The sequence below is a fragment of the Aeromonas sp. OTU364 genome (assembly GCF_038440395.1).
GTDB lineage: Bacteria > Pseudomonadota > Gammaproteobacteria > Enterobacterales > Aeromonadaceae > Aeromonas.
This window is the reverse complement of sequence record NZ_JASATR010000027.1, coordinates 1-21,659: the sequence shown is the minus strand read 5'-3', so window position 1 is coordinate 21,659 and position 21,659 is coordinate 1. Positions and strand designations below refer to the sequence as shown.

Genomic DNA, 21,659 nt, shown 5'->3' with positions numbered 1-21,659 from the left:
ATTCGTCATGGGTGGGCCAGCATATCCGCACTCCATGAAAAAGCAAAACCGGCCAGGGGGCCGGTTTGATTGCACTCGGGGTCCGGGTTCACGCCAGACCGACGGACGCCAGGCAGATTATCAGGATCACTGCCAGGGCACCTGAGGCGGTCAACAGCGCCCACTTCATTTCCACACTCATATGAACCTCCTTTCTGCCAATCAGAGTTGGATCACAACAGATAACGGCATGTTAATTCATAGTAAATCCGATAACCGTGAGCTGCGTATATATTTCAGACGAGCCCAACCCAAGGAATGGCAACCATGTTTTACCTCTGCAGCATTGGATCCAACCTAGACCCCACCCAACACGTCAGCCAGGCCGTGGAAGAGCTGCTGGCCCGCTTCGGCCAGCTGCGTCTGAGTTCGGTGATCCAGACCAAACCGGTGGGAATGCAGTCGCGCCATGACTTTCTCAACTGCCTGTTCGTCGTCCAGAGCGAGCTCTCCGCCGCCCAGCTGAAAGCCGAATTCGTCACCATGGAGCTGGCCCATGGGCGGGATCGCGGCAATCCCCTGTGCAAGGTGACGGACAGGCCCCTCGACATCGACATCCTGGCCAGCCACGAGAGGGATGCCTTCGCCGGGGTCGGGGTGGATGCCTATCTCGGGGATCTGCTGGCCGAGATGTATGAGAGAGGGCGGGTCGGCGCCCAGAAGGTGACGCTGCGTATGCAGACCAGCAAGGTGTTTGCGCCGCTGAACTTCGGCCAGCAGCCCGTGACCCTGCGCCAACCCGCCGAACAGCGTCAGGAGCTGGCCGCCGTGCACCCGGACCTGCCTGCCCATCAGGCGACCATTCGCCACCACTAGTCACCCGGCACAGGGCGGCGAGCGCCCGGACAGGCCACCGCCGACCCCGCGCCATCGCCCTCCCATGACATCTAGATGACGGCGAGGGCCCGGCCACCGTCCACCCGGATGCTGGCTCCCGTCATATAGTCGTTTGCCATCAAGAGCCTGACGGCCTGCCAGATGGGCTCCAGCCCCCCCTCCCTCGCCAGCGGCGTCCGGGCCAGCACCTGCTGGCGCCAGGCGTCCCCATGTTCATCGAGGAACAGTATGGGGCCGGGCTCTATGGTGTTGACCCGCACCTCGGGTGCCAGCTCCCGGGCAAAGCTCATGGCCAGCGAATGGGCCCCCGCCTTGGTGGCCACATAGGCGGCGAACTGGGGCGCCGGTGCGTGGATGTAGATGTCGGTGATGTGGATGATGCTGGCGTTGGGATTGCCTGCCAGCTTGGGGGCCAGGGCCCGGTTCAGCTGGAAAGGGGCCGCCATATGCACCCGATAAAATTGCTCGAACTGCGCCAGCTGCGCCGCCGGCTCACCGGCCTGCGGCTCAAAGGCCGAAGCGTTGTGGATGATCAATGCCAGATCGTCATGGGCACCCAGCGCCGTAACAAGGCGGGCCACATCCCCTTCCAGGGCGAAATCCGCCTGCACCAGCTCCACCCCCAGATCCCGCAAGCGGGCCAACTCGGGCCGCTCGCTGCGATAGCTGCCCGTCACCTGCCAGCCTGTGGCCACCAGCTGTTCGCACAGGTAGAATCCCAGCCGACGGCCACAGCCCGTTACCAATGCACGCATAACCTCTCCTTTTGTCAGTGCTTGCCGACCCGGGGCCCTGCCTATCAATCTCCACGGCACAAGCCATTGGCCCCGTCCGCCGTCCAGCGGACATAGTGACACCACTTTAACCCTTTTGGAGCCACCCAGATGCTGCAGATCCGCAATCACATGAGTCGCCTGACCCACTTCCTCAGCCCGCAACTCGGCTTGGCCGAGGCCCTCGACAGACTCCATCAGGCTGACGCGAGCGGCCTGCCGGTGCTGGATGGCCAGAAACGGCTGATCGGATTCCTCTCCGAGCAGGACTGCATCCCCAGCCTGCTCACCGGCAGCTATCACTGCGACAGCCGCACCAGGGTGGAGGAACTGATGAGCCGCACCCCGCTGTTCGTCAGCCCGGACGACAGCATCCTGGATCTCGCCCGCCAGATGACGGGGGCCAGGCCCAAGGTCTATCCGGTGCTGGAAGGGGGCAAGGTGATCGGCATCATCAACCGTCGGCAGGTGATGCAGGCCCTCAACGCGCAGATGAAGCAGTGCCAGGCCACCTAGAGCTGATAGCGTCCCCGATCGCCGATATCGAAATGCAGGGGCATGCGCCACTTGGCCAGACTGAGCAGGCCAAGCAGCAGGCCGCTCGCCAGGGCAACCAGGGCCATGGCCCAGGCTAAGCGGGTCCACTCCAGCAGCCACAGCAGGGGTAACAACAGAGGCAAGAGCCTGATGCCCGGGATGGCGAAACAGAACTGCTCCTTGAACGCCAGGCCACTGAGGGTGGCCAGGGCCGCCCCCAGCACCAGGATGGCGGGGGCGCCGCAGGCGGCCAGCATCACGCCGCCCCAGGCCAGCCCCTGCAGGAACCAGCATGGTCAGCCAGACGGAGGGAGACAGGGGCACCGGTCCCCCCAGCAAGCCAACCCCTCGACACAACAGCAGCAAAGCTGTCAGACTCAGACCGAGACGATAGAGACGGACAGAGAGCCTGTCGATGCCATCCAGTTCGCTTTCTACTTCAGGGTTTGCCATCCGGGGTCGTCTCTTGTCAGGTATCTGCTGGTCACTATACCCCGTTGCGCATAAACCAGCCCCGAGTGTTCAGGAGATGTGATTTGCGAATCTTGCTCGTGTTCTGCTTGCTGCTGCCCTGCTGGCTGTCGGCCAGGGAGCTGGTCATTGGCGGCCTTCTTGAGCCCCCCCTGAAGTGGCTGGATGAGAAAGGGCAGCCACGAGGGCTGGATGTGGATCTGGTCACCACCATCTTTGGCGTCCTCCGGGTCCCCATCAGGATAGAGCTGCTCGATTCCGGTGCCAGACTCACCCGCAACGCCGAGGGCGGCGTCTATGACCTGCTGCTGAGCCACTCCTACAAGCCGGAGCGGGAGGCCTATCTGCTCTATCCCAAGCAGGCCCATATGCTCCATAGCTGGCACTTCTTCGTGCGCAAGGCCGACATGGAGAAGATCCACTACGATAGCCTGGTCGATCTCAAGCCCTGGCGTATCGGTGTCACCAGGGACTTCTCCTACACCCCCGCGCTCACGGCGGCCATGGCCGACCCGGCCTATCGCTTCCAGGAGATCCCCATCAACCAGTTGCAGCTGCGCAAGCTGATCGCCGGGCGCATCGATCTGGTTCCCATGTCCCTGGTCACCGCCTTCACCCAGATAAAAGAAGAGGGGCTGGAGGGCAGGCTCGGCTACCTTCCAAAACCCCTCAAGACCAGCCCCTACTTCAATGTCTGGACCCGCTCCCGGGCCGATGCCGACACCCCGGCCCTGATGGCGGCCTATGACGCCGAACTGCTGCACATGAAACAGGATGGCCGGCTCAAGGCCCTCTACCACAAGTACGGCATCCCCTATATCGCACCCTGATCAGTCGGTCAGGGCTTCACGTCTCTCAGAATGGGATTTTGCAGGGAGATCAGGGTTTCGGTGGACTGGATCTCGTCTATGGTCTGGATCTTGTGGATCAGCACGGTCTGCAACTCGTCGATGGAGCGGGTCATCACCTTCATGAAGATGCTGTAGTGGCCCGTGGTGTAGTAGGCCTCCACCACCTCGTCCAGCGCCTGCAACTTGGCCAAGGCCGAGGGGTAATCCTTGGCACTCTTCAGATTGATGCCGATAAAGCAACAGACGTCGTAACCCAGCTTCTTGGGGTTCACCTGTACCCGGGTCCCCTCGATGATCCCCGCCTGCTTCATCTTCTCCACCCGCACATGGATGGTGCCCGGGCTGACCAGCAATTGTTTTGCAAGCTCGGCGTAAGGAATACGCGCATTCTCCATCAGGGCGGTGAGGATGGCCTGATCGAGATTATCGATCCGATAATTTTCCGACACTTTTTTGCACTCCCGTTGACGATATATCAGTAAAATCCCGGACATTTTGAACAAAAAAATACGCAAAGCCTATTTCTATTATCGAATATTGAATTTAGTGCGCAATCTGTTGAAGAATCGCCACATCCAACGGGTTTGAAACAGGTATTTCCCATGAAACAGCACTACATTCGCAGCCAACAACAGATCAGCTTCGTCAAAGAGATGTTCTCCCGCCAGCTCGCCCAGCAACTGGGCCTGATGGAGGTGCAAGCCCCCATTCTGAGCCGGGTCGGTGATGGCACTCAGGACAACCTCTCCGGCCACGAGAATGCGGTGCAAGTGAAGGTGAAGACCCTGCCGCAGCACAGCTACGAAGTGGTGCACTCCCTGGCCAAGTGGAAGCGCCAGACCCTGGGCCGCTTCGGTTTCGGCCCGGGTGAGGGCATCTACACCCACATGAAGGCTCTGCGTCCGGACGAGGACAGGCTGACCCCCATCCACTCCGTCTACGTCGATCAGTGGGACTGGGAGAAGGTGATGCCGGGCGAGCGCCGGGATCTGGCCTATCTGCAGGAGACGGTGCGCGGCATCTGGGCCGCCATCAAGGCCACAGAGCGCGCGGTCTGCGCCGAGCACGAGCTGACCCCCTTCCTGCCGGCGGAGATCCAGTTCCTGCACAGCGAAGAGCTGCTGACCCGTTACCCGGATCTCGACGCCAAGGGGCGCGAGCGCGCCATCGCTAAGGAGCTGGGGGCCGTGTTCCTGATCGGCATCGGCGGCGCCCTCTCCCACGGCGAGCGCCACGACGTGCGCGCCCCGGACTATGACGACTGGAGCAGCGAGAGCGAACTGGGTCTGGCCGGTCTAAACGGTGACATTCTGGTGTGGAACCCTGTGCTGGAAGACAGCTTCGAGATCTCCTCCATGGGGATCCGGGTGGACGCAGAGGCCCTGCGCCGCCAGCTCGCCATCACCGGCGACGAGGATCGCCTGCAGTACGACTGGCACCAGGACCTGCTGGCCGCACGGATGCCCCAAACCATAGGCGGCGGCATAGGTCAATCCCGTCTGGCCATGCTGTTGCTGCAAAAAGAGCACATAGGTCAGGTGCAGGTAGGTGTCTGGCCATCCGAGATGAAGGCCGCCATCCCGGGCATGCTGTAAGCAGGTCAGGGTCATGGGCATAGGGTCATCTCGGGTCGGCACAGAGGAGCACATAGACCCGCAGATACAGGTCGGCGTCTGGCCATCCGAGATGAAGGCTGCCGTCCCAGGCATGCTGTAAGCAGATTGATGGCATCCGGCAACCCATGCCGGATGCTGAAGGTGTGTGGCGGTACGGACTGAAAGAGCGCAGTCCGGACAGGCTGTAAGGAGAGGGGCATCCTGGATACCCCTCTGCGAAACCGGGGCCTGCCCCTGCGACCCGCTCAACCCACGCAAGGTCGCATCGAATACATTCCTCCCGGCAATCCTCGGATTGCCGTTTTTTTATGGCGGGAATACATATGCGAACCCCGCACCTATGTTGGTTTGCCGTGGCAGCCCCACCTTCCGCTTGCCGGTACAGTGGCAGGCAAAGAGGCTGCCGACCCCTTCCCGTTGCAGATAGGACCCCAGCGCCGCCGCCCGCCGCAGGCCGGAAAATTTCAGGTGCAGGCCGCCGATGACGGCGTGCACCCGATCGTCGGCACACACCTCCCTGGCCCGCTGCACTATGTTCTCGACCCCGGCATGGCCGCAGCCGATGAAGACGATGAGGCCCTGCTCGCTCTTGTAGACCAGCGCCGAGTCGTCGCTGATAAGATCCTTCTCCACTCGCCCGCCTCGCACCATGTAACCCAGCAAGGAGGGTCTGGCCTGATCCCGTCGCAGTATGGATCCCAGGAACACCAGCCGCTCGGACAGCCAGACCGGCTCGGCCGAACAGTGAGGGAGCAGCCCTCTCGCCGCCAGTTGTTGCGGATCCAGATCGCCCGAGAGGCGGTAGAGGTTGTAGCGCCGGGGCAGCAACGGCAGGAAGTAGCCCCGCTCATTGAACACATCCGGGCAGGCGATCAGCGGGATGGGATCGGGGTAGACGGGCAGGGAGCCTAAGCCACCCACATGGTCGTAATGACCGTGGGACAGCACGACGTGGGTGAGGGAGCCGAGATCGACCCCCATCACGGCGGCGTTATGGCGCAGCGCCCGGCCCCGACCACTGTCGAACAGCACCCTGAGGCCGTCACACTCCAGCAGCAGCGCCAACCCTCGCTCGGGCAGACAACCAAGCAGATGAACCTCATCATCCACCAAGACGGAAAACTTCAGCATCTCAATCCCCCTGAAAACAAAACGCAGGCACAAGGCCTGCGTTTTGAGTCGACAACCCATCACTGGGTCATGGTGAGCCCGTTGCTGTCGGCACCCAGCAGCAACCGCTTGCCGGGGATGACCCGACCGCTGAGCAGGGCCTGGGCCAGCGGGTTTTCCACCTTCTGCTGAATGGCCCGCTTGAGGGGACGCGCCCCGTAGACGGGATCGAAACCAGCATGGACCAGCTTGGTCAGCAGCTCCTCGCTCACCTCCACCTCGAAGCCCTGGGACTCCAGACGACCCATCAGGCTCTTGAGCTGGATCCGGGCGATGGACTTGATGTGATCCTCGCCGAGCGGATGGAACACCACAGTCTCGTCGATCCGGTTGATGAACTCCGGGCGGAAGCTGCGGGTCAGCAGCTCCATCAGCAGGGACTTCATCTCCTCGTAGTCCTTCTCGGCGTAGTGCTCCTGGATGAGATCCGAGCCGAGGTTGGAGGTCATGATCACCACGGTGTTGCGGAAGTCGACGGTGCGGCCCTGACCATCGGTCAGGCGGCCATCGTCCAGCACCTGCAACAGTATGTTGAACACGTCCGGGTGCGCCTTCTCCACCTCGTCCAGCAGGATCACCGAGTAGGGGCGACGGCGTACCGCCTCGGTGAGATAACCCCCCTCCTCGTAGCCCACGTATCCCGGAGGCGCCCCCACCAGACGGGCCACGCTGTGCTTCTCCATGAACTCGGACATGTCGATGCGCACCATGGCGTCCTGGGTATCGAACAGGAACTCCGCCAGCGCCTTGCACAGCTCTGTCTTGCCCACCCCGGTGGGCCCCAGGAACAGGAAGGAGCCGATGGGGCGGTTCGGATCGGAGAGCCCGGCCCGGGAGCGGCGGATGGCGTTGGAGACGGCGTCCACCGCCTCTTCCTGGCCGATCACCCGGCTGTGCAGCTGATCTTCCATCCGCAGCAGCTTGTCGCGCTCCCCTTCCAGCATCCGCGCCACCGGAATCCCGGTCCAGCGCGCCAGCACGTCTGCGATCTCCACATCGGTGACCCGGTTGCGCAGCAGGCTGGTCTCCTGCATCTCCGCCTGGGTCGCGAGATCCAGCTGTTTCTCCAGCTCGGGGATGCGGCCATATTGCAGCTCGGACATGCGGCCGAGATCCCCGGCCCGGCGGGCCACCTCGAGATCCTGACGGGCCTGCTCCAACGCCGCCTTGATGTGCTGGGTACCGGCAAGGGCAGCCTTCTCGGCCTTCCACACCTCTTCCAGCTCGTTGTATTCCCGCTCCTTCTCGGTCAGCTCATGGTTGAGCAGATCGAGCCGCTTGCGGCTGGCGTCGTCGTCCTCCTTCATCAGCGCCTGCTGCTCCAGCTTGAGCTGGATGATGCGCCGCTCGAGGCGGTCCAGGGACTCCGGCTTGGAGTCGATCTGCAGCCGTATGCTGGCCGCCGCCTCGTCGATGAGGTCGATGGCCTTGTCAGGCAGCTGGCGATCCGCGATGTAGCGGTGGGATAGCTGGGCCGCCGCCACGATGGCCGGGTCGGTGATCTGCACATGGTGGTGCAGCTCATAGCGCTCCTTCAGGCCACGCAGGATGGCGATGGTGTCCTCCACCGAGGGCTCCTCCACCAGCACCTTCTGGAAACGGCGCTCCAGGGCGGCATCCTTCTCCACATACTGCCGATATTCATCGAGGGTGGTGGCACCGACGCAGTGCAGCTCGCCACGGGCCAGGGCGGGTTTGAGCATGTTGCCAGCGTCCATGGCCCCCTCGCCCTTGCCGGCGCCGACCATGGTGTGCAGCTCGTCCACGAAGAGGATGACGCTGCCCTCCTCCTTGGCGAGATCGCTGAGCACAGCTTTGAGCCGCTCCTCGAACTCGCCGCGATACTTGGCACCGGCCACCAGGGCCCCCATGTCCAGCGACAGCACCCGCTTGTTCTTGAGCCCCTCAGGCACCTCGCCGTTGATGATGCGCTGGGCCAGCCCCTCGACGATGGCGGTCTTGCCGACGCCGGGGGCACCGATCAGCACGGGGTTGTTCTTGGTGCGGCGCTGCAACACCTGGATGGTGCGGCGGATCTCTTCATCCCGCCCGATGACGGGGTCGAGCTTGCCGAGTTCGGCCCGCTCGGTGAGGTCTATGGTGTACTTCTCCAGCGCCTGGCGGTTCTCCTCGGCGTTGGCGTCATCCACCTTCTTGCCGCCACGCACCTTGTCAATGGCCTGCTCGATTTTTTCCTTGGTCAGCCCCTGGGCGCGCAGCAGCTCCCCCAGGTTGCCCTTCTCGTCGAGGGCTGCCAGCACGAACAGCTCGGACGAGATGAACTGATCCTTGCGCTGCTGGGCCAGCTTGTCACAGACATTGAGCAGACGGCCGAGGCCGTTGGAAAGCTGCACGTCCCCTTCGACGCCGCTCACCTTGGGCAGGCGGTCGAGCTCCTCGCCGAGACGGGAGCGCAGGGCATTGATGTCCATCCCGGTCAGGGTCAGCAGCGGGCGGATGGAGCCGCCATCCTGATTGAGCAGGGCTGTCATCAGGTGGACGGGTTCGATGAATTGGTGGTCACGACCCAGTGCGAGAGACTGGGCATCGGAAATAGCGACTTGGAATTTGCTGGTCAGGCGATCGAGGCGCATTGCACTCCCCCTTTGAAACAGACACGCCGCTTGCGCGGCAAACAACATAACTTTCTGAGATGAAAGATGAGGCCCGTACGGGCTATTTCAAGGGGCGAACCTGGTTATTTTTTCTGCAACGAGGGGCGCTGGCAGGATCCCCACCCTTGCAAGATGCAGGGCGGGAGATTCGTCAAGGCGTCAGCCAGACAAGGGAGGCCATGCGGCCGGTCTGGCCGTCGCGGCGATAAGAGTAGAACCGTTCAGCGTCGCTGAAGGTGCAGTATTCACCGCCATAGACCGCATTCACACCGGCGCGGGCCAGACGCAATCGGGCCAGCTGGTAGATATCCGCCAGCCACTTGCCCTCATGGCTGGAAGGCACGAAGGCGGCAGCCGCCTCGCCCTGCTCCGCCATAAAGGCCTCGCGCACCTCGCCCCCCACTTCAAAGGCCGCGGGGCCGATGGCAGGGCCGAGCCAGGCCAGGATCTCCCCCGGTTCGCAGCCCATGGCGGCGATGCTCGCCTCCAGCACTCCCTCTTTCAGCCCACGCCAGCCGGCATGAGCGGCAGCCACCACTGTGCCAGCCCGATCGCAGAACAGCACCGGCAGACAGTCGGCCGTCATCACTATGCAGGCCTGCCCGGCCTCGTGGGCGCAGGCCGCGTCGGCATCCGGCGCCTTTTCATAGTCGCTGCCGACCCTATGGACTGCGATGCCGTGCACCTGGTTGAGCCAGTTGAGGGGCCCGGGGATCTGCGCCGCCTGCTGCAGGCGGGCACGGTTGGCTTCGACCCGCGCAGGCTCGTCCCCCACATGGGCACCCAGGTTGAGACCGGCGAAGACCGCTTCGCTCAGGCCACCATCCCGGGTGGTCGACAGGGCCCTGACATTGCCAGGAGCGGGCCAGTCGGGTTCAATCCAGTTCATCTGTGACTCCTTCCATTCACGGATATAGAAACGGGGCTCCTGAAAGGGAACCCCGTTTGTCATCTCTTCGGACCGGACGACGGCAGAAACCGACGCAGGCCCTATTGCATCAGCTCCAGACTAAATCGTCCGGATTGGCGAGCGTATCAGCACGCAGCACTTCCATCAGATCCAGCATGTCTTGCGGCGTGGCAGAGTGCCACTCCATGACTTCGCCGGTGATGGGGTGAGCCAGCTTCAGCATGGTGGCGTGCAGCGCCTGGCGGTTGAAGTTGCGCAGGGCCAGGGTCAGCTCAGGGGTCGCATTGCGCAGCAGGCGCAGACGGCCACCGTAAGCGGGATCCCCCACCAGCGGATGCTTGATGTGCGCCATGTGGACACGGATCTGGTGGGTACGACCTGTTTCCAGACGCAGACGCAGACGGGTGTGGCCACGGAACTTCTCGTGCACCCGGTAGTGGGTCACGGAAGGACGGCCATTGGGCACCACGGCCATGTGGGTACGCTGGGTCGGGTGACGACCGATGGGGGCATCCACAGTGCCGCCTGCGGTCATGTGACCTATGGCGACGGCCTCGTATTCACGGGTGATCTGACGCGCCTGCAGCGCCTCCACCAGATGGGTCTGGGCCGGGATCGTCTTGGCAACCACCATCAGGCCAGTGGTGTCTTTATCCAGACGGTGCACTATGCCGGCACGGGGCACCTCGGCGATGCCGGGGTAGCGGTGCAACAGGGCGTTCAGTATGGTGCCGTCCGGCGTGCCGGCGCCCGGGTGGACCACCAGACCGGCCGGCTTGTCGATCACCAGAATGTGTTCATCTTCATAGACGATGTTGAGGTCGATGTTCTGGGCATCCCAGCGGGTGTCATCTTCCAACTCGACATCTACATGTACCTGCTGCCCGGCCACCACTTTCTCGCGCGGGGTATTGGCAACCTGACCGTCCAGGGTCACTCTGTCCTGTAAAATCCACTCCTTGATGCGGGTTCTGGAGTAGTCTGGAAACAATTCGGCCAGGGCCTGGTCGAGTCGCTGCCCGAATTGGTGATCCTGAAATTCGCCTGTCAGTTCAATATGCTGGCTCATGTATGGTCTCTTGAGCGGGGGTATCAATTCGAAATAATCCGGGTATTCTAGCTTTTCTTTTAGCCAAGCATAACGGATACTTTGCCAATTTCGTGGAAATGGACCGGATGTTGTTGATGGGAAAGAAGTCTCGCCTGCTGATGTCGCTCGCCTTGGTCGCTACGCTGATCACTGGCTGTTCCAGCACCAAACCCAAGGTTCCCGACGAACCGCCGGAAGTTCTGTACCAGAAAGCCCGTCTCAAACTGGACACAGGCAACTACCTGAATGCCATCGAATTGCTGGAAGCGCTGGACTCTCGTTATCCGTTCGGCGCCTACTCCAACCAGGTGCAGCTCGATCTTATCTACGCCTACTACAAGCAGGATGATACCGCCCAGGCGATCGCCAATATCGACCGCTTCATCCGCCTCAACCCGGCGCACAAGAACATCGATTACGTGTTCTACATGCGCGGTCTGACCAACATGGCGGCAGATTACAACTTCTTCCAGGACTTCCTGGGCATCGATCGGGACGACAAGGACCCCTCCTACGCCCGTCAGGCCTTCCAGGACTTCAAGACCCTGCTGCAGAACTACCCGAACAGCCAGTATGCGGCCGATGCCCGTGCCCGCATGGTCGGTCTGAAGACCCGCCTCGCCCGCTACGATCTGGGGGTGGCCGAGTATTACGTGAAGCGTGATGCCCTGATCGCCGCCGCCAACCGCGCCAAGCTGGTGGTCGAGACCTATCCCGACACAGTGGAGACAGAGAAGGCACTGGAGATCATGGTCAACGCCTACGATACCCTGAAGATGCCGACCCTGGCCCGCCACGCCCGCGAAGTGCTGGCCAAGAACTACCCGGACAATCGCCTCGGCCGCGGCTGAGCATGACGGATACAAAAAACCGATGCCAAGGCATCGGTTTTTTTATGGCTGCAATCTGCCCGCAGAGTGCGCCTCCCATGACGGCGCCCTGCATGCGCCGTCATCTTCATTCAGCTACTTGGCCACGTTGCCCGCTACGTTAAGCACGTCCCAGGTGCGGGAGAAGGGCGGCGCGTAGGCGAAGTCCAGCATGCCGAGCTGATCCGTGGTCACTCCCATGGTGATGGCCACCGCCAGCGCGTCGATGCGGTGTACCGCCCCCTTGCGCCCCAGGATCTGGCCCCCCAGCAGCCGCTTGCTGCCCGCTTCATAGACCAGCTTGACGTGGATGTCGGACTGGCCCGGGCAGTAGTTGGTGTGGCACTTGTCCTTGATCACCACGGTGCGATAGTCGATGCCCATCGCCTTGGCTTCCTGCTCGGAAAGACCGGTGCGGCCCGCCTCCAGTCCCAGCACCTTGAGTGCCGCCGAGCCGAGCGTGCCCGGGAATTCCTGTTCGGCCCCCGCCAGGTTCTCCCCCACCATGCGCCCCAGCTTGTTGGCTATGGTGGCGAGCGGCACATAGACCTGCTGCTGCTTGACGCTGTGCCAGACGCTGGCACAATCCCCCGCCGACCAGACATTGGCCAGCGAGCTGCGCCCCTGACGGTCGACCTTGATGGCGCCGTTGCCGAGCCGCGCTATGCCGCTGTCGGCCAGGAACTCGGTGTTGGGCCTGACCCCGGTGCAGACCACGACGATATCGGCCTCGTACTCACCCTGGTTGGTGCGCACGCCGGTTACCCGACCTTCACCGAGCAAGGCCTGGACCCGCTCGCCGAGATGCAGGGAGACGCCCTGCTCCCGCAGTTCGGTCTCGATGTGCTGGGTGATCTCGCCATCGAACGCCTCGGGGATGACCCGCTCGGCCAGCTCGATGAGACGCACCTCCTTGCCCTGATGGACCAGGGCCTCGACCACCTCCAGCCCGATAAAGCCGGAGCCGATCACGACCGCCTTCTTGCTGCGCGGATCCTGCACCGCGGCCTTGAGCGCCAGACCGTCGGCCATGCGGCGAAGGCCGAACACCCCCTGCAGCTGCAAGCCGGGGATGGGGGGCATCTGTTCACGGGCACCGGTGGCGATCATCAGCCGATCGTAGCTATCGGTAAAGCTGTCGCCCTTGTGCTCGACGACCAGGGTCTGGGCGGCCGCATCCAGACTCAGCACCCTGTGGCCAATCTTCACCTCGATCCCCTTGGCGGCGAACTGCTCCGGGGTAAATTCGGCCATGTAGCCGGGCTCCTGGAAATCGTCCCCCACGAAGTAGGGCAGACCACAGGCGCCGAAGGAGATCACCTCTGAGGCTTCATACACCACAATCTCGGCGTCCCTGGCCAGACGGCGCGCCTTGGCCGCCGCACTCATACCGGCGGCTTCGCCACCGATGATCACAATACGCATAGCTTGACTCCAGTCACGACAGGGGAGGCTTCGCCTCCCCTTTTCATACACAAATCAGAAGATGAGGCCAGGTCAGACCCTGGACTCTTCCCCGTCCAGGCTTACCTCGGCATCGCCGTTGAAGACGGCCATGTCGGTCTGTCCCATCAGCCGGCTGGTGAGGGTGCCAGCCGTGATGGAGCCGGAGACGTTGAGGGCGGTACGGCCCATGTCGATGAGGGGCTCGATGGAGATGAGCAGTCCCGCCAGGGCCACCGGGAAGTCCAGGGCGGAGAGCACGATCAGCGCCGCGAAGGTGGCGCCGCCTCCCACACCGGCCACCCCGAAGGAGCTGACGGTGATGATGGCGATGAGCGTCATGATGAAGCCGGGATCCAGGGGATCAACCCCCACGGTCGGCGCTATCATCACCGCCAGCATGGCCGGGTAGATGCCGGCACAGCCGTTCTGGCCTATGGTGGCACCGAAGGAGGCGGCGAAGTTGGCGATGCCCGCCGGGATGCCGAGGGCCCGGGTCTGGGTCTGCACGTTCATGGGGATGGAGCCCGCACTGGTGCGCGAGGTGAAGGCGAAGGCCAGCACCGGCATGATCTTCTTGAGGAAGCGCAGCGGGTTAATGCCCACCAGGCTCACCAGCAGCAGGTGCACCAGGAACATGATGGCGATGGCGCCGTAAGAGGCCAGCACGAAGTTCAGCAGGTTGATGATGTCCCCGTAGTTGGAACCGGACACTACCTTGGCCATCAGCGCCAGCACACCATAGGGAGTGAGGCGCAGCACCAGGGTCACCATCCGCATGACGATGGCGTGGGCGACCCCCATGAAGCGCTCGAAGCTGGCGAAGATCTCGGGCTGCTTGCGGGCGATGCCGGTGGCGGAGAGGCCGATGAAGATGGAGAAGATCACCACGGCTATGGTGGAGGTCTTGCGCGCCCCCGTCATGTCGAGGAAGGGGTTGGCCGGGATGAACTCCAGCACCATCTTGGCGAGGGACATGCTCTCGACGCTGCCGAGGCTGGTCTGCAGGGCCGCGCCACGGGCGGTCTCGGCGGCGCCAGCGGTGAGCCCCTCGGCACTCAGGCCGAACAGGTTGGACATCAGTATCCCGGCCCCGGCGGCGATCATGGTGGTGAAGATCAGCACCCCTATGGTCAGGGCGCTGATCTTGCCGAGGGCGCTGCCGCCGGAGAGCTTGAGGATGGCGCCTATGATGGAGACCATGATGAGCGGGATGATGATCATCTGCAGCAGCTTCACATAGCCGCTGCCGACCAGATCCAGGTAGTCGCCGGTCTGGACCAGCACCTCGGAGCCGACACCGTACAGCAGTTGCAAGGCCCAGCCGAACAGGACTCCGAGCCCCAGCCCCGAGAAGACGCGGCGGGTGAAGCTGACGTGGGTCTGCTGCAAGCGGTAGAGAAACAGCAGCAACATGACCAGGATGGCCAGATTACCGATAACGCTAAGAGTCATGATATTCCCCAAAAATAAACGGGCGAGGCCCAAGATGAATGGACGGGCGCACCCTGCACCTCGCCCCGAAACCGGCCGCATCGTGGCGGCACGCCCCCCGTTCGGGGTGACGTCGATATCTGCAAAAACCGGGGGCGGCCAGTGCCGCCCCCCTCATCAGACAGCCTTGCCCTGCTGCTTGGCCCGCATGATGTTGATGATCTCTATGTCGGTGTCCAGCATCCCCTGTTTCGAGAGGCGGCCCAGGTTCGCTATGGTCTGGTCCACGTCGTCGGAGACTATGCCCTCGCTCTGGGGCACGTGCAGGTTGTTGATGGCCATCAGCGACGACTTGACCGCCGCCGAGGTGGAGGTCGACACCTTCATGGAGCAGGCACTGCCTGCGCCGTCGCAGATGATGCCGGAGACGTCGCCAATCATGTTGTTGATGCAGTGGCTGATCTGCTCGAACTGGCCTCCCAGCAGCCAGGTGATGGCGGCGCCCGAGCCCATGGCGGCGGTGCTGGCGGCGCACAGGGCCGACAGCTTGTTCTGGTAGGCCTTGATGTAGATGGCCACCAGGTGGCTCATCACCAACGCCCGGGCCAGCTGTTCGTCGTCGGCCTTGAGGAAGCGGGCGGCGGCGACCACCGGCATGGTGGCGGCTATGCCCTGGTTGCCGGAGCCCGAGTTGGACATGGCGGGCAGCATGGCGCCGTCCATGCGCGCGTCCGACGCGGCAGAAGAGAGGCGCATGGCCAGGGTCATCAGATCGTCCGAGAGCAGCTTGCGCTCCACCTGCTCGGTGAGGATCTTGCCGATGCGCAGGCCATAGCCCTGCAGACCTTCATCTGCCAGCGCCTGGTTCATGGTGGCGGCCTCGCGGATGAACGCGATCTCGGCCAGCGGCGCCTGCAATGCAAATTCCACTATCTCCCGCAGCGTCATGGCGGGCTTGTCGGATTTCGCGGGCTGGATCTGCACCCCGGGGGCACTGTCCTGCTCCATCAGCACCTCGCCATCCTTCTCCAGCAGCACGATGCGGGTGTGATCCGTGCAGATCACCACCCGGGCGCTGTGGCCGTCGGCCTCGGCCAGCACCTCGGCGTAGAGGACGTCAGGCACGTCCTTCACATCCACCTTGATGATGGGCAGCAGCGCCTTGGCGGCGTCCACCTGGGCCGGGGTGAGGGTCTTGAGCACCTCCAGACCCGCATCCGGGTTGCCCCCCGTGATGCCGACGGCGGCGGCGACCGGCAGGCCTATCATGCCGGTGCCGGGGACCCCGACCCCCATGCCATTCTTGAACAGGTTGCCGCTGACCCAGACGCTGATACGGGTCGGATCCTGCCCCAGCAGCTTGCGGCAGTTGGCGGCGGCCAGCGCCACCGACATGGGCTCGGTGCAGCCCAGGGCCGGCACCACTTCACGCTTGAGCAGAGTAATAAAGTCGGTCCATTGTGCTTTCATCTGTGGTTTCTCTGGTTCACTGTGCCGCAGGCATCGTATGAGGGTATGGGTGCTATCTGGAGGGCCGCCCGCCGGGCCACCCCGTCCATGTCACTTTATTTGATTCTAGTGGCACGAGCCTCAAATAAAATTGAGCCCCCTCGCCTTTTGCCGCCATTATGCCTTCCAGCGAGGGCAACGTCACCGGATTGCTGCCCTGCCGCCGGCAACGGATCCCCCCTCCCGGCCAAGGCCCTTTGTCATCAATGTCTTGCCCGCCCCCGTGAAAAGCGGGCAATAAAAAAGGAGGCCGAAGCCTCCTCTTGTCTCATCCCATCGACGCTTAGAGCGCCTTCAGGATGGCCTCGACGCTGGCCTTGGCATCGCCAAACAGCATCTGGGTGTTCTCCTTGAAGAACAGCGGGTTCTGAACGCCAGCGTAGCCAGTGTTCATGGAGCGCTTGAAGCCGATGACGTTCTGCGCCTTCCACACTTCCAGCACCGGCATGCCGGCGATGGGGCTGCCCGGATCTTCCATGGCGGCCGGGTTGACGGTGTCGTTCGCACCTATCACCAGCACCACGTCGGTGTCGCTGAAGTCCTCGTTGATCTCGTCCATTTCCAGCACGATGTCGTAGGGGACCTTGGCTTCCGCCAGCAGCACGTTCATGTGACCAGGCAGACGACCTGCCACCGGGTGGATACCGAAGCGCACCTTGACGCCGCGCTCGCGCAGCTTGTGGGTGATCTCGGCAACCGGGTACTGGGCCTGCGCCACCGCCATGCCGTAGCCCGGGGTGATGATGACGGAGCTGGCGTTCTTCAGCATGTCGGCCACGTCTTCGGCGTTGGTCTCGCGGTATTCGCCCATCTCCTGATCGGCCGTGGAGGCCACACCGTCGGAGCCGAAGCCACCGGCGATGACGGAGATGAAGGAGCGGTTCATCGCCTTGCACATGATGTAAGAGAGGATGGCACCGGAGGAACCCACCAGGGCACCCACCACGATCAGCAGGTCGTTGGAGAGCATGAAGCCCGCCGCCGCCGCCGCCCAACCGGAGTAGGAGTTCAGCATGGAGACCACTACCGGCATGTCGGCGCCGCCGATGGAGGCGACCAGATGCCAGCCGAAGGCGAAGGCGATCAGGGTCATCAGCAGCAGGGCGAAGGTGGAGCCACCGGCGTTGACGAAGTGGATCATCAGCGCGATGGAGACCACCACGGCCAGCAGGTTCAGCTTGTGGCGGTGCGGCAGCATCAGCGGCTTGGAAGAGATCAGGCCACGCAGCTTGCCGAACGCCACCACGGAACCGGTGAAGGTCACGGCACCGATGAAGACGCCCAGGAACACTTCCACCAGGTGGATGTTCAGCATGGCGCCGGAGAGGTGCTCGACCTGGGCGACGCTGGCCGCCTGCTCGAACGCCGCCCGGGCCGCAGCCAGGGTCGCATCCAGGTTGGAGCCGACGGAGACGACCACCTCAGCGGGTGCTGAGGGGTGCAAGTCGATGAAGCTGTTGAAGCCCACCAGCACCGCCGCCATGCCCACGAAGCTGTGCAGCACGGCCACCAGCTCGGGCATCTCGGTCATCTCGACCTTGAGCGCCAGACGCACGCCGATGGCGCCGCCGATGACCATGGCCAGGATGATCCAGTGCACGCCACTGGTTTCCGGGTTGAAGACGGTGGCGAGCAGGGCGATGGCCATCCCCGCGATACCGAACAGGTTGCCATGCTTGGCCGTTTCTTGCTTCGACAGTCCCGCGAGACTGAGGATGAAGAGCACGGCGGCAACGATATAGGATGCTGTTACCAGTCCTTGAGACACGTTAAACCCCCTTAATCCTTACGGAACATCTTCAGCATGCGCTGAGTGACGGTGAAGCCACCGAAGATGTTGATACTGGCAATCAGCACGGCGATAAAGGCCAATACGGTGACCAGGGTCGACCCTTGCCCAATCTGCAGCAGGGCACCGACCACGATAATGCCGGAGATGGCATTGGTGACCGACATCAGCGGCGTGTGCAGGGCGTGAGAGACGTTCCACACCACGTAGTAACCGACCACGCAGGCCAGGATGAAGACGGTGAAGTGGGAGAGGAAGGCGGCAGGTGCCACCGCAGCGACCCAACCGAAGGCGGCGATGCCGAGGGCACCGAACACGAACTTCTTGTTGGAGGGCTTGGCCTCTTCCTTCTTGGCTGCCGGTTTGGCGGCGGCCGGCTTCTGCGGTGCGGCGGAGACGGAGATGGCGGGGGGCGGGAAGGTCACTTCACCGGCCTGGATCACCGTCATGTTGCGCTGGACCACGTCTTCGAAGTCGATGGCGACGTTGCCGTCCTTCTCCTTGCACATCAGCTTCATCAGGTTCACCAGGTTGGTGCCGTAGAGCTGGGAGGATTGGGCAGGCAGACGACCCGGCAGATCGGTGTAACCGATCACCTTGACGCCGTTGTCGGTGACATGCAGTTCACCCGGTACCGTGTATTCGCAGTTGCCGCCGGCCTGAGCCGCCATGTCCACGATGACGGAGCCCGGCTTCATGCTGTCCACCATCTCCTTGGTGATCAGCTTGGGTGCCGGCTTGCCCGGGATCAGGGCGGTGGTGATGATGATGTCCACTTCCTTGGCCTGCTGGGCGAACAGCTCCATCTCGGCCTTGATGAACTCTTCGCTCATCACCTTGGCATAACCGTCGCTGGAGGCGCCATCTTCGCCGCCGAAGTCCAGCTTGAGGAATTGCCCACCCATGGACTCGATCTGCTCGGCCACTTCCAGGCGGGTGTCAAACGCACGCACTATGGCGCCGAGGGAACCGGCAGTCCCGATGGCAGCCAGACCGGCCACACCGGCACCGATCACCAGCACCTTGGCGGGCGGAACCTTGCCGGCGGCGGTGATCTGACCGGTGAAGAAGCGACCGAACTGGTGGGCGGCTTCGACCACGGCGCGATAGCCACCTATGTTGGCCATGGAGGAGAGGGCATCGAGGGACTGGGCACGGGAGATCCGCGGCACCATGTCCATCGCCATCACATTGATGTTGCGCTCGGACAGCTTCTTGACCAGCTCGGGGTTCTGGGCAGGCCAGATGAAGCTCACCAGGGTGGCACCATCCTTAATTTGTGCGATCTCGGCATCGGTCGGCGCGTTGACCTTGAAGACAAGGTCGGCTTGCCAGACGCTCGGCACCACGCTGGCACCGGCAGCCTCGAAGGCGGCATCATCGAAGCTGGCCAGCTGGCCGGCACCGGCCTCGATGGCGACCTCGAAGCCGAGCTTTTTCAGCTGCTCGACGGTGGCCGGGGTCGCTGCGACCCGGGTCTCACCGGCGAGACTCTCTCTCGGTATTCCAATCTGCATGACTATTCCCTGATGGTTAATAAACAATCATTGCCCAGTCTCTCATGTCTGAGGGGACAAGGCATGATCAAAGTGCAGGTCACGGGCCCTTTGTTATGAAAATCAGCAGGCTTTACCTCAACCTCCTGTCATGGTCAGGCCCCCGCTTTTCAGGCGCGAAGGTGATTAGTATCAAATTTTGGAGTTTTATTACAACCACGACCCCGGGCGAGCGGGTACAGAATTCAGCCCATCCCGGCTCATGATTAAAAAAAACAAACCAAATTAGTGGCTTATACCAGCAAAATGCGCTGAAAAAAGTGATCCAACCAGTCAAAAAAAATGTTTTGCCGAGCCTCTACCTTAGCGTTTTTTGTTCTTATGAAATCTGCCGTTGGCTTATCAGATGAGATGAAAGGGGAAAAAGTAACCGTTTTGTAACGACTCGGGGGCCGCGCCACCGCCACAAGGCGGGAGCGGGCCCCCTGATTCAACCCCGGACAAGGCCGGAACTGGTCTCTCGCCTCTTACCAGGCGGCTTCATAAATATGCCGGCTCTGCACCAGGTCGATGTCGCCGTGCTCCCCGAGCGCCGTCATGCCGTGCTCTTCGAGCTTGGCCAGCAGGGTGTCGATATTGGCGTCGGCCAGGCCGTAGTCACGCAGCCGGGTCTTGACCCCCATCCGCTCGAAGAAGTCGCGGGTGGCTTTGATCGCGCCGTCGATGCGCTCGGCCTCGCTGCCGCTGCGCAGATCCCAGACCCGCTCGGCGTATTGCAGCAGCTTGGCACGCTTCTGCTCATGCTTGGCCTGCAGCAGGGCGGGCAGCACCACCGCCAGGGTCTGGGCATGATCCAGGCCGTGCAGGGCGGTCAGCTCGTGACCCAGCATGTGGGTGGCCCAGTCCTGGGGCACGCCGGCCCCGATCAGGCCGTTGAGCGCCAGGGTGGCGCTCCACATGATGTTGGCGCGCACGTCGTAATTTTCCGGCTCCACCAGCGCCTTGGGGCCCTCCTCGATCAGGGTCAGCAGCAGCCCTTCGGCGAAGCGATCCTGCACCTTGGCGTCCACCGGGTAGGTGAGGTACTGCTCCAGGGTGTGGATGAAGGCATCCACCACGCCATTGGCGACCTGACGGGCAGGCAGGGTGTAGGTGAGCACGGGATCCAGCACGGCGAAGCGCGGCATCACGAAGGGGGAGAAGAAGTGCTGCTTGTCCCCTGTGCTCCTGCGGGTGATGACGGCCCCCATGTTCATCTCGGAGCCGGTGGCCGGCAGGGTCAGCACGGCACCGAGGGGAATGGCGGAAGCCACCTCGCCCCCCACGGTCTCGAGGATGTGCCAGGGCTCCCTGGCCAGATCGTAGTGGGCGGCCGCGGCGATGAACTTGGTGCCGTCCAGCACGGAGCCGCCGCCGACGGCGAGCAGGAAGTCGATCTGCTCGGCGCGAGCCAGTTCGACGGCGCCCATCAGGGTCTCGTACGCCGGGTTGGGCTCTATGCCGCCGAACTCGAACAGGGTCAGGCCCGCCAGCTCGCTGCGGATCTGCGCCAGCAGGCCGCTGCGCACCACGCTGCCGCCGCCGTAGGTGATGAGGACACGGGCGTCGGCCGGGATCTGGCCGCGCAGCTGGGCCACCTGGCCCTTGCCGAACAGCACCTTGGTGGGGGTGTACAGGATGAAGTTGTTCATGGGATCTCCTGGGATGATCGTAGTCGGTAAGGTATGGGTTGCATTTTTCTCTTATAACCACCTACCATCAAGGGAGCTTTCTGCCGATTTCTTGCCTATTTCTACTGAGCCTGGATAAATGAGTACAAATCAGCCCGTCGCGGCGACCCACCAGTCCGCCCTCGCCAGCCGCCTCGCCGCCCTGGCGCCACACCCGGGGATCACCGCCGCCCCCGTGCCCGGCGTGCACCTCATCTACACCACCGAGCACCACGACCGCATCCCTGTGCTCTACCGGCCGCGCATGATCATCATCCTGCAGGGGCACAAGGTGGGCTATCTCTCGGACTTCACCTTCCGCTACGACCCCGAGCACTACCTGATGATGACACTGCCGCTGCCCTGCGAGTGCGAGTGCTTCGCCTCCCCCGAAGCCCCCCTGGTGGGGCTCTCGGTGGAGATCGACGTGGCGGCGCTGCAGGCCCTGCTGCTGGAGATGGGGGATGCCGCCCCGGGGGGGGGGGGGGGGGGGGGGGGGGG

Annotated in this window: 19 protein-coding genes and 1 pseudogene; 6 read left to right on the top strand and 14 right to left on the bottom strand. The window is 63.0% G+C overall.

Going from position 1 to position 21,659, the window contains the following annotated elements:
- Positions 1-88 precede the first annotated feature (88 nt).
- A complete protein-coding gene (gene cydH, locus AAHB08_RS19930) occupies positions 89-181 on the bottom strand; it encodes a cytochrome bd-I oxidase subunit CydH (RefSeq protein WP_106885551.1) in 93 nt (30 codons plus the stop codon).
- A 125-nt stretch (positions 182-306) separates the two neighbouring features.
- On the opposite strand from cydH, the gene AAHB08_RS19925 reads away from it, so the two are divergent.
- Entirely contained in the window at positions 307-855 is a 549-nt protein-coding gene (locus AAHB08_RS19925; protein ID WP_342059878.1) for a 2-amino-4-hydroxy-6-hydroxymethyldihydropteridine diphosphokinase, read from the top strand.
- 71 nt (positions 856-926) lie between these two features.
- Here the strand turns inward: AAHB08_RS19925 and AAHB08_RS19920 are convergent, their stop codons facing one another.
- The gene (locus AAHB08_RS19920; RefSeq protein WP_342059877.1) at positions 927-1,631 is read right to left on the bottom strand and encodes an SDR family oxidoreductase; all 705 of its coding nucleotides are present in this window, start codon (positions 1,629-1,631) and stop codon (positions 927-929) included.
- 129 nt (positions 1,632-1,760) lie between these two features.
- On the opposite strand from AAHB08_RS19920, the gene AAHB08_RS19915 reads away from it, so the two are divergent.
- The gene (locus AAHB08_RS19915) at positions 1,761-2,165 is read left to right on the top strand and encodes a CBS domain-containing protein (protein WP_342059876.1); all 405 of its coding nucleotides are present in this window, start codon (positions 1,761-1,763) and stop codon (positions 2,163-2,165) included.
- Here the strand turns inward: AAHB08_RS19915 and AAHB08_RS19910 are convergent.
- A pseudogene (locus AAHB08_RS19910) lies at positions 2,162-2,639 on the bottom strand (DUF2301 domain-containing membrane protein). The gene AAHB08_RS19915 and the pseudogene AAHB08_RS19910 overlap by 4 nt on opposite strands.
- A gap of 92 nt (positions 2,640-2,731) precedes the next feature.
- Between AAHB08_RS19910 and AAHB08_RS19905 the strand changes: the two are divergent.
- Positions 2,732-3,487 (top strand): substrate-binding periplasmic protein, encoded by a 756-nt coding sequence (locus AAHB08_RS19905; protein ID WP_446699553.1) that lies wholly within the window; start codon positions 2,732-2,734, stop codon positions 3,485-3,487.
- An 8-nt stretch (positions 3,488-3,495) separates the two neighbouring features.
- Here AAHB08_RS19905 and asnC read toward each other — a convergent pair whose 3' ends face one another.
- The gene (gene asnC, locus AAHB08_RS19900) at positions 3,496-3,957 is read right to left on the bottom strand and encodes a transcriptional regulator AsnC (protein ID WP_139437917.1); all 462 of its coding nucleotides are present in this window, start codon (positions 3,955-3,957) and stop codon (positions 3,496-3,498) included.
- Between the two features lie 153 nt (positions 3,958-4,110).
- Between asnC and asnA the strand changes: the two genes are divergently transcribed.
- Positions 4,111-5,103 (top strand): aspartate--ammonia ligase, encoded by a 993-nt coding sequence (asnA, locus tag AAHB08_RS19895; RefSeq protein ID WP_139437918.1) that lies wholly within the window; start codon positions 4,111-4,113, stop codon positions 5,101-5,103.
- Between the two features lie 327 nt (positions 5,104-5,430).
- Here asnA and AAHB08_RS19890 read toward each other — a convergent pair whose 3' ends face one another.
- The 4 genes from AAHB08_RS19890 to rluD all read right to left on the bottom strand — a co-directional run bounded on the left by AAHB08_RS19890 (position 5,431) and on the right by rluD (position 10,888).
- Entirely contained in the window at positions 5,431-6,255 is an 825-nt protein-coding gene (locus AAHB08_RS19890) for an MBL fold metallo-hydrolase (protein WP_342059874.1), read from the bottom strand.
- 59 nt (positions 6,256-6,314) lie between these two features.
- Positions 6,315-8,888 (bottom strand): ATP-dependent chaperone ClpB, encoded by a 2,574-nt coding sequence (gene clpB, locus AAHB08_RS19885; protein WP_342059873.1) that lies wholly within the window; start codon positions 8,886-8,888, stop codon positions 6,315-6,317.
- Between the two features lie 172 nt (positions 8,889-9,060).
- Complete coding sequence (gene pgeF, locus AAHB08_RS19880) at positions 9,061-9,798, bottom strand: peptidoglycan editing factor PgeF (RefSeq protein WP_342059872.1); 738 nt, start codon at positions 9,796-9,798, stop codon at positions 9,061-9,063.
- A gap of 109 nt (positions 9,799-9,907) precedes the next feature.
- Positions 9,908-10,888 carry a 23S rRNA pseudouridine(1911/1915/1917) synthase RluD gene (gene rluD, locus AAHB08_RS19875; protein WP_005324417.1) on the bottom strand — a complete coding sequence of 327 codons (981 nt, stop codon included), beginning with the start codon at positions 10,886-10,888 and terminating at the stop codon, positions 9,908-9,910.
- Positions 10,889-11,004: 116 nt separating this feature from the next.
- Here rluD and AAHB08_RS19870 point away from each other — a divergent pair, with 116 nt between their 5' ends.
- Entirely contained in the window at positions 11,005-11,760 is a 756-nt protein-coding gene (locus AAHB08_RS19870) for an outer membrane protein assembly factor BamD (RefSeq protein WP_162852238.1), read from the top strand.
- 114 nt (positions 11,761-11,874) lie between these two features.
- On the opposite strand, the gene AAHB08_RS19865 is transcribed toward AAHB08_RS19870, so the two are convergent.
- From AAHB08_RS19865 to yqhD, 6 genes are all read right to left on the bottom strand, one after another.
- A complete protein-coding gene (locus AAHB08_RS19865) occupies positions 11,875-13,203 on the bottom strand; it encodes a CoA-disulfide reductase (protein ID WP_342059871.1) in 1,329 nt (442 codons plus the stop codon).
- Positions 13,204-13,275: 72 nt separating this feature from the next.
- Entirely contained in the window at positions 13,276-14,676 is a 1,401-nt protein-coding gene (locus tag AAHB08_RS19860) for an L-cystine transporter (protein ID WP_342059870.1), read from the bottom strand.
- 156 nt (positions 14,677-14,832) lie between these two features.
- Positions 14,833-16,125, bottom strand: a complete 1,293-nt coding sequence (locus AAHB08_RS19855) for an L-cysteine desulfidase family protein (protein ID WP_342059869.1) — start codon at positions 16,123-16,125, stop codon at positions 14,833-14,835.
- 322 nt (positions 16,126-16,447) lie between these two features.
- Positions 16,448-17,932 carry a Re/Si-specific NAD(P)(+) transhydrogenase subunit beta gene (pntB, locus tag AAHB08_RS19850; protein ID WP_139437938.1) on the bottom strand — a complete coding sequence of 495 codons (1,485 nt, stop codon included), beginning with the start codon at positions 17,930-17,932 and terminating at the stop codon, positions 16,448-16,450.
- An 11-nt stretch (positions 17,933-17,943) separates the two neighbouring features.
- The gene (gene pntA, locus AAHB08_RS19845; RefSeq protein WP_342059868.1) at positions 17,944-19,470 is read right to left on the bottom strand and encodes a Re/Si-specific NAD(P)(+) transhydrogenase subunit alpha; all 1,527 of its coding nucleotides are present in this window, start codon (positions 19,468-19,470) and stop codon (positions 17,944-17,946) included.
- Positions 19,471-19,976: 506 nt separating this feature from the next.
- Positions 19,977-21,140 (bottom strand): alcohol dehydrogenase, encoded by a 1,164-nt coding sequence (gene yqhD, locus AAHB08_RS19840; RefSeq protein ID WP_342059867.1) that lies wholly within the window; start codon positions 21,138-21,140, stop codon positions 19,977-19,979.
- A 118-nt stretch (positions 21,141-21,258) separates the two neighbouring features.
- Between yqhD and AAHB08_RS19835 the strand changes: the two genes are divergently transcribed.
- The coding region (locus tag AAHB08_RS19835; RefSeq protein ID WP_342059866.1) for an AraC family transcriptional regulator at positions 21,259-21,659 on the top strand (401 nt) is incomplete at its 3' end.